Source organism: Stappia sediminis, assembly GCF_009826895.1.
GTDB classification, from domain to species: Bacteria; Pseudomonadota; Alphaproteobacteria; order Rhizobiales; family Stappiaceae; genus Hongsoonwoonella; species Hongsoonwoonella sediminis.
In genome coordinates, this window is sequence record NZ_WUMV01000008.1 from 295,084 (window position 1) to 319,072 (window position 23,989).

23 protein-coding genes are annotated in these 23,989 nt (G+C 62.9%); 17 read left to right on the forward strand and 6 right to left on the reverse strand.

Features of this window, described 5'->3' with window-relative positions; all coding sequences use genetic code 11:
* Nucleotides 1-936: 936 nt before the first annotated feature.
* The 3 genes from rpsT to mutM form a co-directional block, all read right to left on the reverse strand.
* Nucleotides 937-1,203, reverse strand: coding sequence for a 30S ribosomal protein S20 (rpsT, locus tag GR183_RS17845; protein WP_160777023.1), 267 nt, complete (start codon nt 1,201-1,203; stop codon nt 937-939).
* Between the two features lie 275 nt (nt 1,204-1,478).
* The gene (locus GR183_RS17850) at nt 1,479-2,252 is read right to left on the reverse strand and encodes an enoyl-CoA hydratase (protein WP_160777024.1); all 774 of its coding nucleotides are present in this window, start codon (nt 2,250-2,252) and stop codon (nt 1,479-1,481) included.
* Between the two features lie 197 nt (nt 2,253-2,449).
* Entirely contained in the window at nt 2,450-3,373 is a 924-nt protein-coding gene (gene mutM, locus GR183_RS17855) for a bifunctional DNA-formamidopyrimidine glycosylase/DNA-(apurinic or apyrimidinic site) lyase (protein WP_160777025.1), read from the reverse strand.
* A gap of 109 nt (nt 3,374-3,482) precedes the next feature.
* Between mutM and ubiE the strand changes: the two genes are divergently transcribed.
* The 3 genes from ubiE to GR183_RS17870 all read left to right on the forward strand — a co-directional run bounded on the left by ubiE (nt 3,483) and on the right by GR183_RS17870 (nt 6,541).
* The gene (gene ubiE / locus GR183_RS17860; protein WP_160777026.1) at nt 3,483-4,286 is read left to right on the forward strand and encodes a bifunctional demethylmenaquinone methyltransferase/2-methoxy-6-polyprenyl-1,4-benzoquinol methylase UbiE; all 804 of its coding nucleotides are present in this window, start codon (nt 3,483-3,485) and stop codon (nt 4,284-4,286) included.
* Between the two features lie 5 nt (nt 4,287-4,291).
* Nucleotides 4,292-5,860 (forward strand): 2-polyprenylphenol 6-hydroxylase, encoded by a 1,569-nt coding sequence (gene ubiB, locus GR183_RS17865; protein ID WP_160777027.1) that lies wholly within the window; start codon nt 4,292-4,294, stop codon nt 5,858-5,860.
* Nucleotides 5,861-6,109: 249 nt separating this feature from the next.
* Nucleotides 6,110-6,541 (forward strand): PRC-barrel domain-containing protein, encoded by a 432-nt coding sequence (locus tag GR183_RS17870; protein WP_160777028.1) that lies wholly within the window; start codon nt 6,110-6,112, stop codon nt 6,539-6,541.
* 2 nt (nt 6,542-6,543) lie between these two features.
* Here GR183_RS17870 and GR183_RS17875 read toward each other — a convergent pair whose 3' ends face one another.
* A complete protein-coding gene (locus GR183_RS17875; protein WP_160777029.1) occupies nt 6,544-7,170 on the reverse strand; it encodes an alpha-ketoglutarate-dependent dioxygenase AlkB family protein in 627 nt (208 codons plus the stop codon).
* Nucleotides 7,171-7,475: 305 nt separating this feature from the next.
* On the opposite strand from GR183_RS17875, the gene dnaK reads away from it, so the two are divergent.
* From dnaK to GR183_RS17890, 3 genes are all read left to right on the forward strand, one after another.
* Nucleotides 7,476-9,401: a molecular chaperone DnaK gene (gene dnaK, locus GR183_RS17880; RefSeq protein ID WP_160777030.1), complete on the forward strand. Its 1,926-nt coding sequence runs from the start codon at nt 7,476-7,478 to the stop codon at nt 9,399-9,401.
* 254 nt (nt 9,402-9,655) lie between these two features.
* A complete protein-coding gene (gene dnaJ / locus GR183_RS17885) occupies nt 9,656-10,783 on the forward strand; it encodes a molecular chaperone DnaJ (RefSeq protein ID WP_160777031.1) in 1,128 nt (375 codons plus the stop codon).
* 72 nt (nt 10,784-10,855) lie between these two features.
* Nucleotides 10,856-11,470, forward strand: a complete 615-nt coding sequence (locus GR183_RS17890; protein WP_160777032.1) for a class I SAM-dependent methyltransferase — start codon at nt 10,856-10,858, stop codon at nt 11,468-11,470.
* Nucleotides 11,471-11,536: 66 nt separating this feature from the next.
* Here the strand turns inward: GR183_RS17890 and GR183_RS17895 are convergent, their stop codons facing one another.
* Together GR183_RS17895 and GR183_RS17900 are read right to left on the reverse strand one after the other, a co-directional pair.
* Entirely contained in the window at nt 11,537-13,927 is a 2,391-nt protein-coding gene (locus GR183_RS17895) for a thiamine pyrophosphate-binding protein (protein WP_160777033.1), read from the reverse strand.
* 158 nt (nt 13,928-14,085) lie between these two features.
* Nucleotides 14,086-15,291 (reverse strand): methionine gamma-lyase, encoded by a 1,206-nt coding sequence (locus GR183_RS17900; RefSeq protein WP_160777034.1) that lies wholly within the window; start codon nt 15,289-15,291, stop codon nt 14,086-14,088.
* Between the two features lie 137 nt (nt 15,292-15,428).
* On the opposite strand from GR183_RS17900, the gene GR183_RS17905 reads away from it, so the two are divergent.
* The 11 genes from GR183_RS17905 (at nt 15,429) to olsA (ending at nt 23,885) form a co-directional block, all read left to right on the forward strand.
* Nucleotides 15,429-15,887: an Lrp/AsnC family transcriptional regulator gene (locus tag GR183_RS17905; protein WP_160777035.1), complete on the forward strand. Its 459-nt coding sequence runs from the start codon at nt 15,429-15,431 to the stop codon at nt 15,885-15,887.
* Nucleotides 15,888-15,996: 109 nt separating this feature from the next.
* The gene (locus GR183_RS17910) at nt 15,997-16,581 is read left to right on the forward strand and encodes an NADPH-dependent FMN reductase (RefSeq protein WP_160777036.1); all 585 of its coding nucleotides are present in this window, start codon (nt 15,997-15,999) and stop codon (nt 16,579-16,581) included.
* Nucleotides 16,582-16,676: 95 nt separating this feature from the next.
* Entirely contained in the window at nt 16,677-17,237 is a 561-nt protein-coding gene (gene hslV / locus GR183_RS17915) for an ATP-dependent protease subunit HslV (protein ID WP_160777037.1), read from the forward strand.
* Between the two features lie 116 nt (nt 17,238-17,353).
* Complete coding sequence (locus tag GR183_RS17920; RefSeq protein ID WP_160777038.1) at nt 17,354-18,481, forward strand: hypothetical protein; 1,128 nt, start codon at nt 17,354-17,356, stop codon at nt 18,479-18,481.
* Nucleotides 18,482-18,506: 25 nt separating this feature from the next.
* On the forward strand, nt 18,507-19,811 hold the full coding sequence (gene hslU, locus GR183_RS17925) for an ATP-dependent protease ATPase subunit HslU (RefSeq protein WP_160777039.1): 1,305 nt from the start codon (nt 18,507-18,509) through the stop codon (nt 19,809-19,811).
* 78 nt (nt 19,812-19,889) lie between these two features.
* Nucleotides 19,890-20,384: a universal stress protein gene (locus tag GR183_RS17930; RefSeq protein WP_160777040.1), complete on the forward strand. Its 495-nt coding sequence runs from the start codon at nt 19,890-19,892 to the stop codon at nt 20,382-20,384.
* 212 nt (nt 20,385-20,596) lie between these two features.
* Nucleotides 20,597-21,151 carry a NifU family protein gene (locus GR183_RS17935; protein WP_160777041.1) on the forward strand — a complete coding sequence of 185 codons (555 nt, stop codon included), beginning with the start codon at nt 20,597-20,599 and terminating at the stop codon, nt 21,149-21,151.
* A 161-nt stretch (nt 21,152-21,312) separates the two neighbouring features.
* Nucleotides 21,313-22,005: a tRNA (adenosine(37)-N6)-threonylcarbamoyltransferase complex dimerization subunit type 1 TsaB gene (gene tsaB / locus GR183_RS17940; RefSeq protein ID WP_160777042.1), complete on the forward strand. Its 693-nt coding sequence runs from the start codon at nt 21,313-21,315 to the stop codon at nt 22,003-22,005.
* The gene (gene rimI, locus GR183_RS17945; protein WP_160777043.1) at nt 22,002-22,490 is read left to right on the forward strand and encodes a ribosomal protein S18-alanine N-acetyltransferase; all 489 of its coding nucleotides are present in this window, start codon (nt 22,002-22,004) and stop codon (nt 22,488-22,490) included. Before tsaB ends, rimI begins: the two co-directional genes overlap by 4 nt.
* 128 nt (nt 22,491-22,618) lie before the next feature.
* Nucleotides 22,619-23,017, forward strand: coding sequence for a Fur family transcriptional regulator (locus tag GR183_RS17950; RefSeq protein ID WP_160777161.1), 399 nt, complete (start codon nt 22,619-22,621; stop codon nt 23,015-23,017).
* 4 nt (nt 23,018-23,021) lie between these two features.
* A complete protein-coding gene (olsA, locus tag GR183_RS17955; protein ID WP_160777044.1) occupies nt 23,022-23,885 on the forward strand; it encodes a lyso-ornithine lipid O-acyltransferase in 864 nt (287 codons plus the stop codon).
* The last annotated feature ends 104 nt before the right edge of the window (nt 23,886-23,989 follow it).

Genomic DNA, 23,989 nt, shown 5'->3' on the forward strand with positions numbered 1-23,989 from the left:
ATCTTCGAACGCGACCGGAGCCGTTTTCCCCGAAGGCCCGCGCCCCGCTACGTAAGCTGCGAAAGCCGATCCGGCGCCGATAACGTTTCCAATTGAGGTGAAGGTTAATCCGGTTCCCCGGCGTTTCCCCGCGCCGCGGCCGCCTTGAGCATATCGAACCCGGAGCGGCTTCCGATCACGAAAGCGCTCTGGATGCGTCTTGCCCCGCAAAGGCGCGCAGATGCCGCCTCCGGCACATCCGGTTTTCATTAACTCAGACACACTGCCCCCTTCTCGCCGAATGTATTCGGCAAGCAACCAAGATAATCTTTTTGGTGATTACGCCCGCTACATGAACAGGCCTGAAGTATCCGACCCCGGACTTATGCCGTCGTCGAGTGGCCTACGTGCGAACACTGGTCGAAATGATCGCTCAGAATTTGGGCAATATTTCTTCATTGCTCTTTCACAGGCTCGTTGATCTTCGATTTACGATTAGACCGGGCGACCGCCCGATGGAGATGACAATACACAGCCCCTTTACCCCCTGCAACAGCGTATGGTTACCGATTTCTTAACGCAGCGTCCGTATGCGTGAAGCCTGCAACATCACCCAAAGGGGTGAGGAAATGAGAAGGCTTTTGGACTCAATGTTTTTTTCCCGCCGCAAGCGTCGAAACCCCCGGTATGCAAAAGCTCAAAAATTTTTTTTCGACCCCGATCTTGACTCTCAAAAAAACGTATAGGCACCCCTCCCCACTTGGGGACATCCTCGTAACCAACTGAAAAACATGCATAAATTTTGACACGCTAAAAATCGTTATTTTTCCGTATCAAGAACCTGAACTTTAGGCGAATACCCTTGCGGAAGCCTTCACCGGCTAACAAAAAAGCCCGGTCAAAAAACCGGGCTTTCTAGCGCAGATTGCAGGTTTTTCACCCGCAGTCGCATATCTATCAGGCGCCGAGCGCCTTGATGCGGGCATTCAGGCGCGACACCTTGCGCGCAGCGGTGTTCTTGTGAAAGACGCCGCTGGATGCCGCACGCATCAGCTCCGGCTGCGCGGCCTTGAGAGCCTCGCTCGCCTTCGTCTGATCGCCGGAGGCGATCGCCTCCTCTACGGTGCGAAGGTAGGTCCGCACGCGGCTGCGGCGGGTCTTGTTGATGGCCGTGCGGCGAGCGATCTTGCGCGCTGCCTTCTTGGCCGAGGGTGTATTGGCCATTTTCAGTCCTGATCCGTTCGGCTGAGCCCGGAGCACCTTCCACGAAGGCGGCCCCAGGATCATTACGTGAGAGCAAATCCGTTTGGCCGGAACTGCCCTCGGTCCAAGTCAAGATCGAGGCTGCGGCAAGCCGCCCCGGTCAGACAATTGCGAGAAACGAAAACGGCGGCGGCACGAGCCGCCACCGATCAAGCGGTGCTTATAAGGCCGCGCAATTCGCCCGTCAACGCGTTTCAGGACGGAAATTGGGCATTCCCGCGCGTCCCGCCCGCATATTATTTGTTCCTAAACTGCGGCGCGCGCTTTTCCACGAAGGCGGCCATGCCTTCCTTCTGGTCTTCAGAAGCGAACATCGCATGGAACAGGCGGCGCTCGAAGCGCACGCCTTCGGCAAGCGTCGTCTCATAGGCGCGATTGACGCTTTCCTTCGTCATCATGGTGATGGGCAGCGAGAAATCGGCGATCTTTTCCGCCACCTTCAGCGCTTCGTCCACAAGCTCGTCGACAGGAAGGACGCGGCTGACAAGACCCGAGCGCTCGGCTTCCTGCGCATCCATCATGCGGCCCGTCAGGCACATTTCCATGGCCTTCGACTTGCCCACGAAACGGGTGAGCCGCTGGGTGCCGCCGGCACCCGGCATGACGCCAAGGGTGATCTCGGGCTGGCCGAAGCGCGCGTTTTCGCCCGCCAGGATGAAATCGCACATCATGGCAAGCTCGCAGCCGCCGCCCAGCGCATAGCCCGCGACCGCCGCGATGATCGGCTTGCGGAAGCGCGAGACGTTGTCCCAGCTCGTGATGAAGTCGCCCTTGTAGGCGTCCATATAGGTGAGCGAGCTCATCTCCTTGATGTCCGCGCCCGCCGCAAAGGCTTTTTCGGAACCGGTCAGCACGACGCTGCCGATCTTGTCGTCCGCCTCGAAGCCGGCCAGGGCCTCGTTCACCTCTCCGATAAGCACGGAATTGAGCGCGTTGAGCGCATTCGGCCGGTTGAGCGTGATCAGCCCCACCTTGCCGCGTTTTTCGACCAGAATATTGTCGTAGGCCATGAAACCTCCCGATGATGAGCGAATGGCGCAATGTCCGGGCGCCGGCCCGTGCCAGGACGCTTCGCCCGCCCGAACGCACAGCAAGCGCACATATATATAAGTCAGGCAAGAAGGGGTAACGGAAGCAACCGCGCCCCGCAACTGGACGTGCGGCCAGTGCCCGCATGCGCAGGCAGCCGCACCCGCACCCGGCGATGCTATTTCTGGCAGCGCGCGCAGAAAAAGGACGAGCGCCCGCCCTGCACCTCGCGCAAGACCGTGCCGCCGCAGCCTTCCCGCGGGCAGGACGCACCCTCCCGGTCGTAGACCAGGAAGCTGTGCTGGAAATATCCGAGCGTGCCATCCGCCTGCCGGTGATCGCGCAAGGAGGACCCGCCGGCAGCGATCGCCTCGGCGATCACCTCGCGGATCGACCGCGCCAGCCTTTCCGCCGCCACCGTGCCCTTGCCGGCCTTCGTGACGATGGTGCCGGCGGCGCGTTTCGGGGAAAGGCCCGCCCGATGCAGCGCCTCGCACACATATATATTGCCGAGCCCCGCAATCAGCCGCTGGTCGAGAAGGGCTGCCTTGAGCGGCGTCTTCCGGCCGTTGAAGAGGCGCGCCAGCAGATCCGCGTCAAGCTGGTTTCCCGTCGGCTCGATGCCGAGCTTTTCGAAAAGGGGATGACTTGCAAGACCCGCGCGTTCAACAAGCGTCATGAAGCCGAAGCGGCGCGGATCGTTGTAGACGATCCTGACGGCGCCCGGACGCGCGGCGCCTTCAAGATGAAAGACAACGTGATCGTGGCGCTGGTCCTTCGAGCGGGGGTGGTGAAACTCGCCGGGCGCTTCCGCCTCGCCCGCCTCCGACTGACCCGCCTCCGACTGACCCGCCTCTACCCTGAAAGAACCGGACATGCCGAGATGCATGACCAGCACGCTGCCGTCATCGAGATCGGCCATCAGGTATTTCGAGCGCCGCCCGAGGCCGGTCACGCGCCGCCCCGTAAGCCTGTCCGCGAAACGCTCGGGAAAAGGAAAGCGCAGGTCCGGCCGGCGCTGCTCCACCCGCAGGATGCGCGCATCCTCGAAACTGGGGGCAAGGCCGCGGCGAACCGTCTCAACCTCTGGCAATTCGGGCATGGAAATCGGTATCCCTTTCTATCTTCCGGCAATACATACAGGATTCAGCCTACGCCGTGGCAATGCGATGCGGCTTATATTATGGTCCGCCGCGAAAAGGAGAACAGGCATGACGGCGAACAAGACCTCCGCCGGGGAAAAAGCCCGCGCGCATGGGCCGGATATGGCAACGAGCTTCGGCTACCGCACGGTTGCCGACGGCGAGAAACAGCCGCTCGTCAACGACGTGTTCCACAAGGTCGCCCGCCGCTATGACGTCATGAACGACCTGATGTCGGGCGGCCTGCACCGGCTGTGGAAGGACGCGATGGTCTCGCGCCTCGCGCCGCCGCGCTCGGCCAGGACGCCGTATCGCGTTCTCGACGTTGCCGGTGGAACGGGCGATATCGCGACGCGTATCGTCACCCGTTCCGGCGGGCCGGCGGAAGCCACCGTCCTTGATATCAACGGCTCGATGCTGGCGGTCGGCCGCGAGCGGGCGGAAAAAGCCGGCCTCGCCGACAAGATCCGCTTCGTGGAGGCGAACGCGGAAGACCTGCCCTTTCCCGACAGGCACTTCGACGCCTATACGATCGCCTTCGGCATCCGCAACGTGCCGCATATCGACAAGGCGCTATCGGAGGCTTTCCGCGTGCTGAAGCGGGGCGGACGCCTGCTCGTGCTGGAGTTTTCGCAGGTCGATGTGCCGATGCTGGACCGTGTCTACGATGCCTTTTCCTTCAACGCGATCCCCGCGATCGGGCGCTACGTTGCCGGAGACGGCGAACCCTATCGGTATCTCGTGGAATCGATCCGCAAGTTCCCCCATCAGGAGCGCTTCGCGCAGATGATCCGCGAGGCCGGTTTCTCGCGCGTCGACTACCGGAATTTCTCAGGCGGCATCGCCGCGCTCCACAGCGGCTGGAAGATTTGAGCAACATGGCGATAGGCGCAATTTTCCGCCTTTCACGAGCCGGGTTCGTCATGGCCCGCGAGGGCGTGTTTTCCATCGTCGATCTGCCCGACCTGCCGGCGGGGCCGAAATTCGCGCTCAAACTCGTGCGCCTGCTCGAGCGCCGCTCCGTCCGGCGAAAGACGAAGGAGGGCAGGCTTTCCGACGCGTTCAACCGGCTGGGACCGTCCTATGTCAAGCTCGGCCAGTTTCTGGCGACCCGCGCAGATGTTGTCGGCGACGAGGTGGCGCGCGAACTTTCCGCCCTGCAGGACAAGCTGCCGGAGTTTCCTCAGGATCAGGCGCGCCGACAGGTGGAAGAGCAGCTCGGACGTCCGGTCGAGGAGATATTCGTGGAGTTCGGCGAGCCGGTGGCGGCCGCCTCCATCGCCCAGGTGCATCCGGCGACGATCCGCACCCGCGACGGGGAGTTGAAGAAGGTCGCCGTCAAGGTGCTGCGCCCGAAGGTGGAAAGTCGCTTCAAGCGCGACCTCGACGGGTTTTATTTCGTCGCCCGGCTGATCGAGCGCATCCACGCCCCCTCGCGGCGGTTGAGGCCGGTCGCCACCGTCGATACGCTGGCGCGCTCCGTCGAGCTTGAAATGGACTTCCGCCTGGAAGCGGCAGCCCTTTCGGAAATGGCGGAAAACATCCGCGAGGACGAAGGCTTCCGCGTTCCGGCCGTGGACTGGACGCGCACCGCGAAACGCGTGCTGACGCTCGACTGGATCGAGGGAACGAAGCTCAACAACCTGGAAAAGCTGAAAGACGACGGCCACGACCTGGTGAAGCTGGGCGAGACCGTCATCCAGTCGTTCCTGCGCCATGCGGTGCGCGACGGCTTTTTTCACGCCGACATGCACCAGGGCAACCTGTTCGTCGATCCGGACGGGACGATCGTCGCCGTCGATTTCGGCATCATGGGCAGGCTTTCGCGCGCCGAACGGCGGTTCCTCGCCGAAATCCTCTACGGCTTCATCACCCGCAACTACCGCCGTGTGGCCGAAGTGCACTTCGAGGCGGGCTACGTGCCGGACGATCAGGACGTGGAGGTTTTCGCCCAGGCCTTGCGCGCGATCGGCGAGCCGATCCAGGGTCACGACGCGTCGGAAATCTCCATGGCGCGGCTTTTGACCCAGCTTCTGGAAGTGACCGAGCTTTTCAACATGCACACCCAGACGCAGCTCATCATGCTGCAAAAGACGATGGTGGTGGTGGAAGGGGTTGCCAGAACGCTCAATCCGCATCTCGACATGTGGAAGACGTCGGAACCCGTCGTGCGCACCTGGATCGAGCAGAACCTCGGCCCGGCGGCCCGCCTGCAGGACGTTGCAAGCGGCCTTTCCGCGATGGGGCGCATCGCCGCCGACCTGCCGATCTTCGCCGACCGTCTGGGGAGGCTGTCCTCCGACCTTGAGGGCATGGCCCAACGGGGGCTCAGGTTCGACGCGCAAACGGCGGAGGCCATCGGCCGCGCGGAGGCGCGCCACTCGCGTTCAGGGCGCATCGCGCTCTGGGTCATCGCGGCCCTCATCGCCATTGCCGTCCTTTCATAGAAGACTCAGTGTGGTGAATTTGAAATACGCCCGGGTTTAGCAGCCTTCTCCGAAGCGTATTTCAAATTCGAAAACCACACTGGATACATTTTTTTGCCAGTCACCCTTTTGAATCTGAAGTTCGTTCAGAGCCTGCCGGGAATTGAGGCGAACTTCAGATCCAGGTGACTGGGGGCTCATTATTGCCCAAAGGACGCCACTGTCTTTTCCTATTCTGATCGGACCATGCGGCGGATGAAGGAGGCCTGCATGACCCGACCCCTGAAGTGGCTGATTTTCGCCCTCGTGCTGGCGGCGTTCCTGGGGCTTGACGCCTATGCCGTGCAGCCGGCCGCGCAGGATGCGGCGCAAGCCCCGAATCAAGCCGGGGAAACGGAAAAGAAGCCCCCTTCGACGGCGGACGGACAGCCCGTGCCGCGCGACGCCGAAACGGTGTGGATCGGCCTGCCGCTGGTCAACTCCGACGGCAAGACCATCGGCACCGTCGCCGGCATCCGGCGCGACAACGAAGGCATCGTGCGCGAGGTGACGGCGGAAACCGGCGGAATGCTCGGCTTTTTCACGAGCCGGCGGGCGATCCCCGTCGACCGGATCGTGCCGGAGAGCGAGCGCATCGTCGTGCCCATGACCGATCAGGAAATCGAGGAAATGCCGGAACCCGGCGATGCGGCGGGGAAGTGATTTCAGGCTTCGGCTTCGGGGGCCGTCACCCGTCTGAGCGTCAGATTTATGCGCCCGCCGCCGGCTAGCAGCGTCGAGGAGCCGGGGATGAGCCTGTCCACCCCGTGATAGGCAAGGCGCGAGGCCCCGCCAAGCACCAGAACATCCCCCGATGACAGGCGGAAGGAACGCGTCGGCGCCTTGCGCGCCGTCCCGCCCAGCCTGAAGACGGCGGTATCCCCAAGCGAAACCGAAACGACCGGGGCGTCGAACGTGTCCTCGTCGCGATCCTGATGCAGGCCCATGCGGGCCTTTTCCTCGTAATAGTTGATGAGGCAAGCTTCCGGCGGCGGCGCGTCGGGCGCGACGTCTGCCCAGAGCCTGGAAAGAACCGCAGGCATTTCGGGCCAGGCTTCGCCGGTTTCGGGATGGCGCGGCTGATAGCGGTAGCCCTTGATATCCGAAACCCAGCCGAGCGGACCGCAATTCGACATGCGAACCGAAAACGGCTTTCCCGTTCGCGGCATGAAAGGCCGGAAAAGGGGAGCGGCACGCACCGCGGCGCGGATCTCCTCAACCAGCGCTTCCTGCGCGGACTTGTCGAAATAGGAAGGCAGGAAGCGAAAGCCTTCTGGAAAATCGTTCGTCATGTGCCGGTCCGTATTTTCCTTGCCTGGTCAGGAGATGCAGGCCGACCCCGACCCCTCCTCGGGGCGAGGCGCCTCACGCCTGCCGCGCCCATAATGACGGCTTGAGCGCCGAGCCTTCAACCGTCACAAACATGAGACAAGACCGGCGCTGGCGTCTTGCGGCGCGGGACACGCCCACTTATATAGCGGTCACGAATTCGTACCTGTTGCGGCAGCGCCCGCGACACATCAAATCTTGTATCTGCAATGGGGACCGGCGTGACGCCTCAACGGGTCTGATCGGTCTGCTGGAAAGGAAGGACGCTATGGGCAAGGTCATTGGTATCGACCTCGGCACGACCAACTCGTGCGTCGCCGTCATGGACGGCAAGAACGCCAAGGTTATCGAGAATGCGGAAGGCGCGCGGACGACGCCCTCCATGGTGGCGTTTTCCGACGACGGCGAGCGCCTCGTCGGGCAGCCGGCGAAACGCCAGGCCGTCACCAACCCGAGCGGCACGCTGTTCGCCGTCAAGCGCCTGATCGGACGGCGCTTCGACGACCCGACGGTGGCCAAGGACAAGAAGCTCGTCTCCTACGAAATCACCAAGGCCGACAACGGCGACGCCTGGGTCAAGGCCGGCGACAAGAGCTATTCCCCCTCGCAGGTTTCCGCCTTCATCCTGCAGAAGATGAAGGAAACCGCCGAAAGCTACCTCGGCGAGACCGTCACCCAGGCGGTGATCACCGTTCCCGCCTATTTCAACGACGCCCAGCGCCAGGCGACCAAGGACGCCGGCAAGATCGCGGGCCTCGAGGTGCTTCGCATCATCAACGAGCCGACGGCTGCCGCTCTCGCCTACGGGCTTGAGAAGAACGAGGGCAAGACGATCGCCGTCTACGACCTCGGCGGCGGCACCTTCGACGTCTCGATCCTGGAGATCGGCGACGGCGTGTTCGAGGTGAAGTCGACCAATGGCGACACCTTCCTCGGCGGCGAGGACTTCGACATGCGCCTCGTCGACTACCTCGCCGAGGAGTTCAAGAAGGAAAACGGCATCGACCTGAAGAACGACAAGCTCGCGCTGCAGCGCCTGAAGGAAGGCGCTGAAAAGGCGAAGATCGAGCTGTCCTCGGCAACGCAGACGGAAATCAACCTTCCGTTCATCACCGCCGACCAAACCGGGCCGAAGCATCTGACGATGAAGCTGACGCGCGCCAAGTTCGAGCAGCTTGTCGACGATCTCGTCCAGCGCACGGTCGCGCCCTGCAAGGCGGCGCTCAAGGATGCCGGCCTCGCGGCGGGCCAGATCGACGAGGTGGTGCTCGTCGGCGGCATGACGCGCATGCCCAAGGTCCAGGAAGTCGTGAAGAACTTCTTCGGCAAGGAGCCGCACAAGGGCGTGAACCCCGACGAGGTCGTGGCCATGGGCGCCGCGATCCAGGCGGGCGTCCTGCAGGGCGACGTCAAGGACGTGCTCCTGCTCGACGTCACTCCGCTCTCGCTCGGCATCGAGACGCTGGGCGGCGTCTTCACGCGCCTGATCGACCGCAACACGACGATCCCGACGAAGAAGAGCCAGGTGTTCTCCACAGCCGAGGACAACCAGACCGCGGTGACGATCCGCGTCTTCCAGGGCGAGCGCGAGATGGCGGCCGACAACAAGATGCTCGGCCAGTTCGACCTTGTCGGCATTCCGCCGGCACCGCGCGGCGTGCCGCAGGTTGAGGTCACCTTCGACATCGACGCCAACGGCATCGTCAACGTTTCGGCCAAGGACAAGGGCACCGGCAAGGAGCAGCAGATCCGCATCCAGGCTTCCGGCGGCCTGTCCGACGCCGACATCGAGAACATGGTGAAGGACGCCGAGGCGCATGCGGACGAAGACCGCAAACGCAAGGAACTCGTCGAGGCGAAGAACCAGGGCGAGGCGCTGGTCCATTCGTCGGAGAAGTCGGTCAAGGACTACGGCGACAAGGTTTCCGCCGACGACAAGGCCGCGATCGAAACGGCGATCACCGACCTGAAGTCGGCTCTGGAAAGCGACGACGTGGAGGACATCAAGGCGAAGACGCAAGGCCTCGCCGAAGCCTCCATGAAGCTGGGCGAAGCCATGTACAAGGACGCCCAGGCCGAGCAGGAAGCCGGCGAGACCGCTTCCGAGGAAGGCGGCGAGACGTCCAAGGACGAGGACGTGGTCGACGCCGACTTCGAGGAAGTCAAGGACGAGGACGACAAGAAGTCGGCCTGACTGTAGTATGTCTTTCCGGCGCCGGACTTCCGGCGCCGGAATTTTATGTCAGGTGTCCCGTCCGATGAGATCGCTCCAAATCGAGCTGCCAATCGAAAGCTGCGCCGTGCACCGCCCCGCCGACCGAAAGCGGGGCGTAATGCTGCCGGGCGCTGCGCGCATGCGGACCGAATTACAGCGCTCCATGGCCTCTTCACCGTGGCCGGGAAATGACGGAGCGCACATGACGCCGAAAACGTCAGGTGAAGTCATTCATGGATAAACGCGACTACTACGAAGTGTTGGGAGTTGGCCGGGATGCCGACGAGAAAGTGCTCAAAAGCGCTTATCGCAAGCTCGCGATGCAGTTTCACCCCGACCGCAACCCCGGCGACGAGAGCGCGGAAATCCGCTTCAAGGAAGTCAGCGAAGCATATGACGCGCTGAAGGACCCGCAAAAACGCGCAGCCTACGACCGCTTCGGCCATGCAGCGTTCGAAAACGGCGGCTTCGGCGGCGGAGGCGGCGGACACCCCGGCGACTTCGCGTCCGCCTTCTCCGATATTTTCGACGAATTCTTCGGCATGGGCGCAAACCGCCGCTCCGGCGGGCGCGAGCGCGGCGCGGACCTGCGCTACAACCTCGAGGTCACGCTGGAAGAAGCCTATACGGGCAAGACTGTGGAAGTGGAGGTTCCGACCTCCCTTACCTGCGACGAGTGCTCCGGCTCCGGCGCCAAACCCGGCACGGAACCGCAGACCTGCCGAACCTGCGGCGGCGCGGGCCGGGTCCGCGCGGCGCAGGGTTTCTTCACGCTGGAACGCACCTGCCCCTCTTGCCAGGGCCGCGGCCAGGTGATTTCCGACCCGTGTTCGGGCTGCGGCGGTTCGGGCCGCAAGTCCCAGATGCGCACGCTTTCGGTCAATATCCCGGCCGGCATCGAGGATGGAACGCGCATCCGCCTCGCGGGTGAAGGCGAAGCGGGCCTGCGCGGCGGGCCTTCCGGCGACCTCTATATCTTCCTGTCGCTGAAGCCGCACGAATTCTTCCAGCGCGACGGAGCGGACCTTTTCTGCCGCGTGCCGGTTTCCATGACGACTGCCGCACTCGGCGGGCAGATCGAGGTTCCCACACTCGAAGGCGTGACCACGCGCGTGAAAGTGCTGGAAGGCACGCAGACCGGAAAGCAGTTCCGCCTGCGCGGCAAGGGCATGCCGGTGCTGCGTTCGCCCCAGTTCGGCGACATGTACATTCAGGTGACAGTGGAAACACCAACGAACCTGACGAAGAAGCAGCGCGAACTTCTGGCCGAATTCGAAAGCGAATCCTCTGGCGAGACACATCCCGCCGCCCATGGTTTCTTCTCGAAAGTGAAAGATTTTCTCGACAATCTCGGTGGTTGAACGGAAAGTGCCTTGAATTTGCCATTCAGGGAATAAAAACTCTGCGAAAGTTTTCATGACAGGGTGTTGGCGATGATCGATATTTCCGCACGGAAGGTTCGCGGATTGCGCGAGAAAATCGCCGACGAGTTGCGCTTTTTTCGAAGCTGGGCGGGAAACCCGCTGACCACGGGCGCCGTCAGCCCTTCAAGCCCCGACCTGGCGCGCCGCATGGCCGGCTTCATCGAGACGGACGGTAACGGCAAGGTGCTGGAACTTGGGCCGGGAACCGGCGTCGTGACGAAGGAAATCCTGCGCCACGGCGTGCCGGCCAGCGATGTCGTCGCGCTGGAGTACAACCGCGAATTCTGCCGCCTGCTGCAACGCCGGTATCCCGATATGGCCGTTGTGGAAGGCGATGCCTATACGCTTAGAGAGACGCTGAACGACATGGAGCCCGGCTCGCTGTCGAGCATCGTTTCGTCCCTCCCGCTTTTCACCAAGCCCAGGCGCGAGCGGCGCTCTCTGATCGAAGATGCCCTGACGCTCCTGAAACCGGGCGCGCCCTTCATCCAGTTTTCCTATGCGCTGTTTCCCCCCGTTGCGCCGGAAGCGGACTGGTGCACGCTGCAGCGCACCGGCTGGATCGTCATGAACCTGCCCCCGGCAAGGGTCTGGATCTACCGCCGTCCGCCAAGCCGACATTAAGGCCAATCTATCGATTCCGGGGCGATTCCGACCGAGCCCGTTCTGGCCGCGGGGAAGCCGCCAGCTTCACGCCACCTGCCCCGACAGCCTGACCGGACGGCCCGGCGCGATTTCGGAAGCCGCCGCAACGATGGCATCTGCATCGATGCCGTAATGCCGGTAGAGATCGGCGATAGTGCCGGTCTGGCCGAAATGCTCCACGCCGAGCGCAACGGTGCGGTGCCCGGCGACGCCGCCAAGCCAGGCAAGCGTTGCCGGATGACCGTCGATGACGGCGATCAGCGTGCAGTGGCGCGGCACGGCCTCAAGAAGCCGCTCGGCATGGCTTTTCGCGCCCTTCATTCCGCGCTTGCGCATACGGTTGGCCGCGTGCCAGCCGGCATTCAGACGATCGGCGGAAGTGACCGCCAGCACGCCGATATCCCGCCTGTCCTGACCGATGCGGCCCGCGGCCTCTACTGCCTCCGGCGCGACGACGCCCTGATAGGCAATGACGACCTCCGCATTGGGGCCAGGCTCGCGCAGCCAATAGGCCCCGTCGATGACGCCCTGGCGGAAATCCGCGCCCGAACGCGGCAGCGGCTGCTCCAGGCTGCGGGTGGAAAGGCGCAGGTAGACCGAGCCTCCGGTCTCGTCACGAAGCCAGGTACGCTCGTCCGGATCTCCCTCGCCGTCGCGCTGCATATAGTCGAACGCCCAGTCCATGACGATGGAAAGCTCGTCGAGATAGGCAGGCTCGAAGGCGGCAAGCCCATCCTGCGACATGCCGATGAGCGGCGAGCCAATCGACTGATGCGCACCGCCCTCCGGCGCGAGCGTGACGCCCGACGGCGTGCCGACGACGATAAATCGCGCGTCCTGATAGGCGGCGTAATTGAGCGCGTCGAGCCCGCGCGCGACGAAGGGATCGTAAAGCGTGCCGACGGGCAAAAGACGCTCGCCGAAGAGCGAATGCGACAGCCCCGCCGCCCCCAGCAACAGGAAAAGGTTCATTTCGGCGATGCCGAGTTCGATATGCTGGCCACTTTTGTCGAAACGCCATTTCTGTGCGGAAGGGATACGCTCCTCGCGAAAGGTGTCGACGATCTCCTCGCGCGCGAACAGCCCGCGCCGGTTCACCCAGGGGCCGAGATTGGTGGAGACGGTGACATCCGGCGAGGTCGTGACGATGCGTTCCGCCAGCGGGGAATCGGATTTCGCCAACTGGTCGAGGATCTTGCCGAAGCCGGCCTGCGTCGAAAGCTCCTTGTCCTCAAGCGCGACCGGCCCCGGCGTTTCGACCTTCGCCGCCGTATAGCGCCGCGGACCGTCCTTGAAGAAGGCGACACGGCCAAGGAAGGCCTCCAGTTCCTTTTCCGGAAGATCGAGCCCCTCGAAACGGTCCCACTCGTACCCCTCGCGAATATTCATCTGCGCGCGGAAAGCTTCCATCTGCTTCGGCGTCATCAGGCCGGAGTGATTGTCCTTGTGGCCGGCGAGCGGCGTGTTCCAGCCCTTGATGGTATAGGCGACGAAGGCGACCGGCCTGTCGTGGTCTATCTCCTCGAAGGCATCCATCAGGGTCTGAAGGCAGTGGCCGCCGAGGTTCGTCATCAGGGTCTGCAGGTCATCGTCCGAACGGCGGTCGACGAGGGCCGAAACTTCGCCCTGATCGCCGATATCGTCCTGCAGACGCTTGCGCCAGGCAGCCCCACCCTGAAAGGTGAGCGCGGAATAAAGCGCGTTCGGGCAGGTGTCGATCCACGTCTTCAGCGCTTCGCCGCCGGGTTCGGCAAAGGCCTCGCGCTGGAGCGCGCCGTATTTGAGGCGAACAACATCCCAGCCGAAGGCACCGAAGATGGCCTCGATGCGACCGGCGAGCCCCTCGCGTACCACGCCGTCGAGGCTCTGGCGGTTGTAATCGATGATCCACCAGGTGTTGCGAAGGCCGTGCTTCCACCCCTCCTGCAACGCCTCGTAGACGTTGCCCTCGTCAAGCTCGGCATCGCCGACGAGCGCGATCATTCGCCCGTCCGGGCGCCTCGATGCCCAATCCTTTGCGCCGATATAATCCTGCACCATCGAGGCGAAGGCGGTGATCGCGACACCGAGGCCGACCGAACCGGTGGAGAAGTCCACGTCGTCGATATCCTTGGTGCGGCTTGGATAGGACTGCGCGCCGCCGTAGGCACGGAAAGCCTCCAGCTTCTCGCGCGTCTGGTTGCCCATCAGGTATTGGATCGCGTGGAAGACGGGCGAGGCATGCGGCTTGACCGCCACCCGGTCCTGCGGGCGAAGCACGTGGAAATAAAGCGCGGTCATGATGGAGACCATCGACGCGGAAGACGCCTGGTGACCGCCGACCTTCAGCCCGTCCGCCTTCTCGCGCAGGTGGTTGGCATTATGGATCGTCCAGGAGGCGAGCCACAGCAGCTTCTTTTCAATGGCTTTAAGGGTGGCCTTGCTCTTATTGTCCATGCCCGTCCTCCGCGCTGACGCTTCAGTTTGAATCAGGAAACGCAGCCTAGGAAACCCGATCAAGGAATTTCGGCTCATTCGGTCGTCGAACAGCGGAAATCGGCAAGAATCTTTCCCGCAAAACTCGCAAACGGGAAAGATTCTTTCACTTGGCCGGATCAGGCGGCGCGCCGCGTCTCGCCGTCGAGGGCGTTCATCAGATCGTCGACGATGTCGGCAGGCGTTTCCAGCCCGACCGACAGGCGGATGAGGCCATCCGATATGTCATGCGCGTGGCGTTCTTCCGCCGTGTAGGTGGAATGGGTCATGCTCGCCGGATGCTGGACGAGGGTTTCGGCATCACCCAGGCTGACGGCGCGGCGCACAAGCCCAAGCCGGTTCAGGAAGCCGATGCCGGCCTGAAGGCCGCCCTTCAGCTCGAAAGCGATCATGCCACCGAAGGCGCTCATCTGCCGTTTGGCAAGCTCGTGCTGGTGAAACGAGGCAAGGCCCGGATAGAAGACGGAACCGACCGCCGGGTGGGATTCAAGGGCCTGGGCAACGGCCATTGCCGAAGAGGAATGGCGCTCCATCCTGAGTTCCAGCGTCTTCAGCCCGCGCATGACGAGATGCGCGCTCATCGGCGAAAGAACCGCGCCCGTCATGTCCTTCAGGCCGACGAGGCGGACCTGCGCCATATCTTCCGCACTGCCCAGCGCGATGCCGGCGACGAGATCGCCATGCCCGCCCAGATATTTGGTCGCCGAATGAACGACGATGTCGGCCCCCAGTTCGATGGGACGGGTGAGGACCGGCGTGGAATAGGTGTTGTCGACGACCGTCTTCGCGCCATGCGCCCGCGCGATATCGGAAATGGCGGCGATATCGACGAGCCGCATGTTCGGATTGGCCGGCGTTTCGAAATAGACGATGCGGGTCTTCTTCGAGATCGCGGCTTCAAGGTTCGCAGGGTCGGTCATGTCGACATGGGTGATCGTCACGCCGAAACGCGACAGCCCGTGGCGCATGTAGGCGAAGGTGCAGCCGTAGAGCGTCTTGTCGACGATCACCTCGTCGCCGGGCGCAAGAAACGTCCACAGGACGGCGGTGATCGCGCCCATGCCGGAAGCGGCCGCAACACCCGCCTCCGCCCCTTCGAGCGCGGCGACACGGCGCTCCAGCAGATCCACCGTCGGATTGGAAATGCGCGAATAGACATGGCCCGCGCGCTCGCCCGCGAACATCTCCCCGCCCGCTTCCGCCGTTTCGAAAGCGAATGTCGAGGTCATGTGAACGGGCGGCGTCAATGCGCCGTCGTTCATCGCCGGATCGTAACCGTGGTGGATGGCGGTGGTGGAAAAGCCGGTTGCGCGCGCAAGTGCCATGCGAAGTCTCCATATCCCGTGGGCCTGCCTCAGGAGCCGGCCCTCGACGGAAAACTAACCGAAGCGATGCGCAAGTTTCTGGCGTATTCTGCCATGTAATGTACATATGTTGGCAGTTCCTGCCAAGGAAAGACGAGATGGATGCCATAGACAGTCGCATACTCCGCGAACTGCAGAAGGACGGGCGCCTGACCAACCAGGAGCTTTCCGAGCGGGTGAACCTTTCGCCCTCCCCATGCCTGAGGCGGGTCAGGAACCTGGAGAAGGCAGGGATCATCGGCGGATATGCGGCGATCGTCGACCAGGAGGCCTGCGGCCTGCCGGTGACGGTGTTTCTGCAGGTGCGCCTCGACCGGCACTCGGAAGAAAACGTCAAGGCGTTCGAGGCGGCGGTGGAACGCATCGACGAAATCATGGAATGCTACCTGATGGCGGGCGACCGCGACTACCTGTTGCGCGTGGTGGTGGCGAACCTTGCCGACTACGAGGACTTCATCCGCCGGCGCATCCACAAGATCCCCGGCATCGCGTCGCTCGATTCAAGCTTCGCCTACGGCGTTGTGAAACGCAGCCAGGTGCTGCCGACAAGGCCCTGAGCGCCGGCAAAACCATGACCCAGGCTGGTCCGGCGGATCAACCGGCATATATGCAAGTGACGATGCGCCATCATCCGAACCTCAGCTCATGAACTCCGAGAGGCACTTCATGCAGGCTCCGAAAATCCTCGTCTTCGCCGGCTCCATTCGCAGCGGGTCCTACAATGCCAGGCTTGCCGGCCATATGGCCAAGCAGCTCGCACTCGCCGACGCGGAAGTCACGCAAATCTCGCTCGCCGACTATCCAATGCCGATCTACGACGGCGACCTGGAGAAGGAAGAAGGCGTGCCGGAAAACGCGAAACGGCTGAAGAAGCTGATGACAAAGCAGCACGGGGTCTTCATCGCCAGCCCGGAGTACAACTCCAGCATCACGCCGCTTTTGAAAAATACGATCGACTGGATATCGCGTCTTTCAGACGAAGGCGAACCGCCATCCGCGGCCTTCAGGAACCGGGTTTTCGCCGTCGGCGGCGCATCTCCCGGCCGCTTCGGCGGCATGCGCTCGCTCATCACGCTGCGCACGATCCTGGAAATCGGGGTGGGCGCGCTCGTCATTCCCGACATGGTTTCGGTGTCGGATGCGAAAAACGCCTTCGACGAGCGTGGCGACCTGAACGAAGGTCCGGCGAAACGGGCGGCGGCAGCAGTGGCGGCGCGGCTGATCGAGGAGGCTCGGCTCAGGGCAACTTGATCGAAGCGCTGTTTGCAAACGCCCGCCCAAGGCTTACATAGGTCCTGCCCGGCGGATGCGCCGCCGGAAGGACACGCTAGTTGAACGAGGCGGGAATGAAGACACAAGGCGAACCGGCAAGCTGGCACGGAACAACGATCCTGACCGTACGCAAGGGCGGCAAGGTGGTGGTTGCCGGCGACGGCCAGGTCTCGCTCGGCGAGACGGTGATCAAGAACACGGCCCGCAAGGTGCGCCCGCTTGCCAAGGGCGAGGTTATCGGCGGTTTCGCGGGCGCGACCGCCGATGCCTTCACCCTGTTCGAGCGCCTGGAAGCGAAGCTCGAACAATATCCGGGCCAGCTCATGCGCGCCTGCGTGGAACTGGCCAAGGACTGGCGCACAGACCGCTACCTGCGTCGGCTGGAAGCCATGATGATCGTGGCCGACGAAACGACCTCGCTGGTGCTGACCGGCAATGGCGACGTGCTGGAGCCGGAAGGCGGCGTCATCGGCATCGGTTCGGGCGGAAATTTCGCGCTGGCCGCCGCACGCGCCCTCGTCGACACGGACCTCGACGCGGAACAGATCGCCCGCAAGGCCATGGCGATCGCCGCCGACATCTGCGTCTTCACCAACGACCAGCTCACGGTGGAAACGCTGGAAAGCAAGACCTGAACGGCCGATGCATATTTATCGCCGGTAAACTTTCCTGAATTTTATTAGACACTCCAACGAACGGATTTGCCGTCGCATTCGCTCGCGTTCGGCCAAGAATTTTTTTTGGAGTTTATATGTCCATATCCAGGAAAGCTCTCGACGGAGCAATTGCGAAGGGAATTCTGTCGGAACAACAAGCCGCGCAGCTTTTCGACCACTTGAGGCCAAGCCCAACCGGGGATTTACCGGAGCCAGAGAACGGGAACGAGGATTCCATAAGCGCGGCCGACGCTGAAGAAGTCCGGTTCGCACGCGGTTTCCACGACGTGTTCGTGACGATCGGCATCATGATATTCATGTATGGCTTGCTGATCGGGCTACGCAGCATATCCGGAGGAAGCGGCTTCACTTCCACGATTACGCTTCTGGGAATGGCAGCGGCGGTGTGGCTTCTCGCTGAAGTGTTCGCCCGCCGGCTGCGGCTGGCGCTTCCCTCCATCGTGCTGAACTTGTACTTCGTTCCGCTCGCTTTCCTCGGAATTTCCGGAATCATCGATCAATCGATCGCGGCCAGCTTCACATATGCTCCCACGCTCAAGTCGATCGGGACCCATTTACGCGACGTATCGTCCGTGCTTCCGCTCCTCCTGATCGAATTTTCCGGACTTGCCGTTGCGGTCGCTTTCCAGCTCCGGTTCAAGGTCCCGATCGGAATTGCGATCATCGCCCTGATCGTGATCGCGATGTTCGTGACGCTTCTTACATATTTTTTTCCCAATTTCTTCTTGTCCAACTTCGCCTGGGTCACCTTGGCCATAGGCCTGGCCTGTTTTGCTTGTGCAATGCGGTTCGACGTGCGGGACCCCACGCGCAAGACCGTCAACTCCGACAAGGCTTTCTGGCTGCATCTGCTTTCCGCCCCCCTCATCGTGCATTCGACCCAGGGGTTGCTGGGGGCTGTTTTCATCGTGAATGCCGAGGGGGCGACCAAGGTCATGGCGACCGTGGGCCTCATCGCGATTGTCGCGATTATCGTCGACCGGCGGGCGCTGCTGGTTTCCAGCCTCATCTATCTGGCATATGCCATTACCGTGCTGCTTCAGGACGCAAACCTTTCGACGGATGGCCTCTTGGCACTTGTCCTGGTGTCGCTTGGCAGCGTCGTGCTGATGCTTGGATCGGGCTGGAGCGTTTTGCGAAAGAGGGTAGTCGCATTATTTGCGGGAACGCCCCTTGTCCGATGGCTGCCGCCCACCCACTAATAAGGGGGCAAAAGGGAACGACCGAATGACCAATTACTCGCCGCGCGAAATCGTCTCCGAACTCGACCGCTACATCATCGGCCAGAAAGAGGCCAAGCGGGCGGTCGCGATCGCGCTCAGGAACCGCTGGCGCCGTCAGCAGCTCGAAGGACCGATGCGCGAGGAGGTTCTGCCCAAGAACATCCTGATGATCGGGCCGACTGGCGTGGGCAAGACGGAAATCTCCCGCCGGCTCGCCAAGCTCGCCAATGCGCCGTTCGTGAAGATCGAGGCGACGAAATTCACTGAAGTTGGCTACGTCGGCCGGGATGTCGAGCAGATCGTGCGCGATCTCGTGGAAGTCGGCATTTCGCTGGTGCGCACCGAAAAGCGCCAGGAAGTGCAGGCGAAGGCGCATATCCAGGCCGAGGAAAGGGTGCTCGACGCGCTCGTGGGCCCGAACGCGAGCCCGTCTACCCGCGATTCATTCCGCAAGAAGCTGCGCGAAGGCGACCTCGACGAGAAGGAAATCGAGGTGGAGGTGCGCTCCCACCCACAGATGCCATCCTTCGAGATGCCGGGCATGCCGGGGGCGAGCGTGGGCGTGATGAACCTTTCCGACATTTTCGGCAAAGCCTTCGGCGGGCAGACGAAGACGAAGCGCACGAGCGTGAAGGACAGCTATCAGCTGCTGATCGACGAGGAGTCCGACAAGCTCCTCGACGAGGAAAAGGTGGTGGAAGACGCGATCTCGCGGGTGGAAAACGCCGGAATCGTCTTCCTGGACGAGATCGACAAGATCTGCGCGCGCGGCGAGCGCGCCGGCGGCGACGTTTCGCGCGAAGGCGTGCAGCGCGATCTCCTGCCGCTGATTGAGGGCACCGTGGTCGCCACAAAGCACGGCCCGGTGAAGACCGACCATATCCTGTTCATCGCCTCGGGCGCCTTCCACGTCTCAAAACCCTCCGACCTCCTGCCCGAACTGCAGGGCCGCCTGCCGATCCGCGTGGAATTGCGCGCGCTGACGAAGGACGACTTCCGCGCGATCCTGACCGAAACCGAGGCAAGCCTCATCAAGCAATACGTGGCGCTGATGGGCACCGAGGAAGTGGAGCTCGAGTTCACGCCGGAGGCGATCGACGAGATCGCATCGATCGCCGTCGACCTCAATGCGACGGTGGAGAACATCGGCGCGAGGCGCCTTCAGACCGTGATGGAGCGCGTTCTCGACGAAATCTCCTTCACCGCGCCCGACAAGGGTGGAGACAAGGTCGTCATCGACGCCGACTACGTGCGCGACAATATCGGCGAACTTGCCAAGAACATCGACCTGTCCCGCTTCATTCTCTGAAATGAATCAGGGGGCTTTGTTCGCACCCGCGACGTCAAGACGCTTGTTCCACGGCAATGTCGATGGCAGCATGCGCGCATGGTAGCGATCCGAAAGAGCTTCGAAGAAGGCCACCGCCGAAAATTCCTCGTCGTCGTGGACGATACGCCGGAATGCGAAAAGGCGATCCTCTACGCCGCCAAACGCGCCGAACGCACCGGCGGCGTCGCGATCCTGCTTTACGTGATCGCGCCCGGCGATTTCCAGCACTGGCTGGGCGTTGAGGACATCATGCGGGCGGAAGCGCGCGAGGAAGCCGAAACCGTGCTCGCCAAGGCCGCCGACCGGGTGCGTGCCGTCGCCCGCACGGAGCCTGAAACGGTGATTCGCGAGGGCAACCGATCCGACGAGATCGTGGAACTGATCGAGCAGGACGCCGATATCGCGATCCTGGTGCTGGGGGCGGCGACAGGATCCGAAGGGCCGGGACCGCTGGTGACGTCCATCGCCGGCAAATCCGCCGCCACCTTCCCCATCCCCGTCACCATCGTGCCGGGCGACCTTGACGAGGCGTCGATCGTCGCGCTCGCGTGATTTTTACGAAAGCCGCAGACAGAGCCCCCCTTGAAGCGCGGCAAGGGCGCGTTACTTTCAACGGCAGTCTGGAACAATTCTAAGCTGGCGGCTACGCGAACACACGTATATAGTGGCCGCAAATTCCGATGCGATTTCGATGGCATCACGCCGAATACGCGAGCGGCCACTTCGCGGAACCTGCCGCCGCGCGACGAAGAAGGACGACAGAAATGTTCATTCAGACCGAAGCAACGCCGAATCCGGCGACCCTGAAGTTTCTGCCGGGGCGCATCGTTCTGCAGGAAGGAACGCGCGATTTCCGCGATTCGGCCGATGCCGCCGTTTCGCCGCTGGCCGAGAAGCTCTTCTCGGTGCCGGGCGTCGTCGGCATCTTCTTCGGGCACGACTTCATCACCGTGACGAAGGACGATACCGACTGGCAGCACATGAAGCCGGCGATTCTCGGCGCGATCATGGAACACTTCATGTCCGGTGAAGCGGTGATCCGCGACGGCGGGCCTGGAGAAACCTCGGAAGAGTTCTTCGACGAGGGCGACGAGGAAACCGTCGACATGATCAAGGACCTGATCGAGACCCGCGTGCGACCGGCCGTGGCGCAGGACGGCGGCGACATTACCTTCAAGGGCTTCAAGGAAGGCGTGGTCTATCTTTCCATGCGCGGCGCCTGCGCCGGTTGCCCGTCATCCACCGCGACACTTCAGCACGGCATCCAGAACCTGCTTCGCCACTTCGTGCCGGAAGTGGAGGAAGTGCGCCCCATCTGATCGTCGCGGGCTCATGACGTCGAATGCCCGGCGCGGCTTGCGCCGGGCTTTTTCTTTGGATCGCCAGGGCATTATTGCGAAGCTTCCTCGACAATTGCGTCGAAAGTCTTCATCCGAAAGCAGTGCTCGACCGCCAACCAACCTCGCCCTTTAATCCTGAAATGATCCTGCTTGCGATAGATACCGCCCTTTCGGCCTGCTCCGCCGCCGTTCTCGTGGACGAGGACGGAGAACGCCGGTTTTTCTCCCAAAGCGAGGAACTGGGCCGCGGCCATGCGGAACGGCTGATGGAGATGATCGCGGAGGTCATGGCCGAGGCGGGTGTCGCCTTCACCGATCTCGACCGGATCGCGGTCACCACCGGGCCGGGCAGCTTCACGGGCCTTCGCGTGGGGCTTTCCGTGGCGCGCGGGCTTGCGCTCGTTCTCGAGATCCCGGTGATCGGGGTAACAACGCTTGCCGCCGTCGCCCAAGGCGTACGCCGGGAGCTTCAAGAGCAAGGCCTAACGCCATCGCCCGTTCTCGTCATCCTCGATGCGAGGCGCGACGAAATCTACACGCAGACCTTCGGCGCGAAAGGCGAACCACTCGACGAACCGCGCGTCGCGCGCGTGGCCGATCTGATACAGGCCGCGAAAACCGGCGCCAGATTGGCCGGATCCGGGGCACGCATGCTTGCCGAGGCGGCCGATCTGGACGACAGTCTGATCGTCAACGAAGCAGGATGGCCGGAGATCAGCGACGTGACGACATTGGGAAGCCTGGCCCAACCGGGCCGGGGCGCGCCGGCGCCTCTTTATCTAAGGCCCCCCGACGCCAAGCCGCAGGTGCGGGACCGCCGGTTGCGCGTATGACGTTCTGGTGGTTCTGGAATCAGCCGCCGGTGGTCGAGGAGGCGACCGTGGAGGACCTCGACAGGCTGTCGGAAATCCACGACATGAGCTTCCGCCAGACGTGGCACACGGAAGAACTGGCCGCCCTTCGCGCGCAGGCCGGCGTCACGATCCTGATCGCGCGGCGCGCAAGCCCCTATGGCACGCGAAAGGCGCTCGGCTTCGTAATCCTGCGAACCGCCGCCGACGAGGCGGAAATCCTGACGATCGCCGTCGACCCGGCGGCGCGCGGGCGCGGGATCGCGCGGCAACTCATGCGGGCCGCGCTTTCGCGTCTCTATGCGGATCGGGTAAAATCCATATTCCTGGAGGTCGACGCCGCGAACGAAGGCGCGATCGCGCTCTACAAGAGCCTTGGCATGCGCCAGGTCGGCACGCGGCGGGGATACTACTCGGCGAGCGAAGGCGACGGCAGCGCGCTTGTCATGCGCCTTGATCTGGCTTAAGCGCATCTTCCAGAATACCGGCCTGACGCGGAACGCTTGTTCGCCGGCAAGAAAGCACGTGATCCGGAGACGACGTGACGGAATCCGATATCCCCCTTTCGCTTGAAGAGCAATGCGTGGCCAAAGGCATGCGCATGACGGACCAGCGCCGCGTGATCGCGCGCGTGATCGAATCTTCGACCGACCATCCGGACGTCGAGGAGCTTTATCGCCGCGCCGTCGCGGAAGACCCGCGCATTTCCATTTCCACCGTTTACCGCACGGTGAAGCTGTTTGAGGATTCCGGCATCATCGAGCGCCACGACTTCCGCGACGGGCGCGCGCGCTACGAAACCGTGCCCGACGAGCACCACGACCACCTGATCGACCTGAAGTCCGGACGGGTGATCGAATTCCGAAACGAGGAGATCGAGGCGTTGCAGGACGCTATCGCCCGCAAGCTCGGATACCGCCTCGTCGACCACCGGCTGGAGCTTTACGGATTCCCCCTGAAGGCGGAAGACACGCCACCGGAAAGCGAGGAGTGAGAGGATGACGCGGGTTCGGGCAGCCTACGTGCTGGCCGTACTGACCATCGTCACGCTGGCGGCGATCCCGCTGCAGTGGCTGGCGCTGAGGGCCGACTGGCCGATGAAGCGCCGTTTGCCCCTCCTCTGGCACAAGATCGCCTGCACGCTCGTCGGTATCCGCGTTCGAGAGAACGGCGCGCCGGCGCAAGAACGCCCGCTGCTTATCGCGGCCAATCACGTCTCCTGGATCGACATCACGGTGCTCGGCTCGCGCATGCCGCTCTCCTTCATCGCGAAGTCCGAGGTCGCGGGATGGCCGGTCTTCGGCCTTTTCGCAAAGCTGCAGCGCTCCGTCTTCGTGGACCGGCAGCGGCGCAGCGCGACCGGCAAGGTGGCGGAGGAAATCGGCACGAGATTGTCCGACGGCGATGCCATGGTGCTGTTCGCCGAAGGAACGTCCAATGACGGCAATTGCGTGCTGCCCTTCCGCTCCGCGCTCATAGGCGCGGCCCGCCACGCGATGGGCGACGACGAGGCGAAGGTGTGGATACAGCCGCTATCGATCGCCTACACGAGGCTTCACGGACTGCCGATGGGACGCCAGTTCCGCCCGCATGTCGCATGGTACGGCGATATGGAAATGGCGCATCATTTCCTCTCGGTCGTCGGCGAAGGCGCGATAGACGTGGAGCTCACCTGGGGCGAGCCCGTGGAGGTGGCGGACGGGGACGACCGCAAGGCTTTGGCGCGCAAGCTGGAAGAAGAGGTACGCCGGATGACGGCCGCGGCGCTGAACGGGCGGCGGGACGACGCCTCGCATCCGCGAATCGATGACGGCGCGCTATTCTCAAATGGCGAAAAAACCGCTAATGCTGACGCCGCCTGAGGGAAGGCAGCCTGGTACCTTGCGGGAACAAACAGGCAAAGCGACGATCGGGCGTTCAAACAACCGACGGGAATTGCGAAGCGGGCGGTGCGCAAATGCCCGCG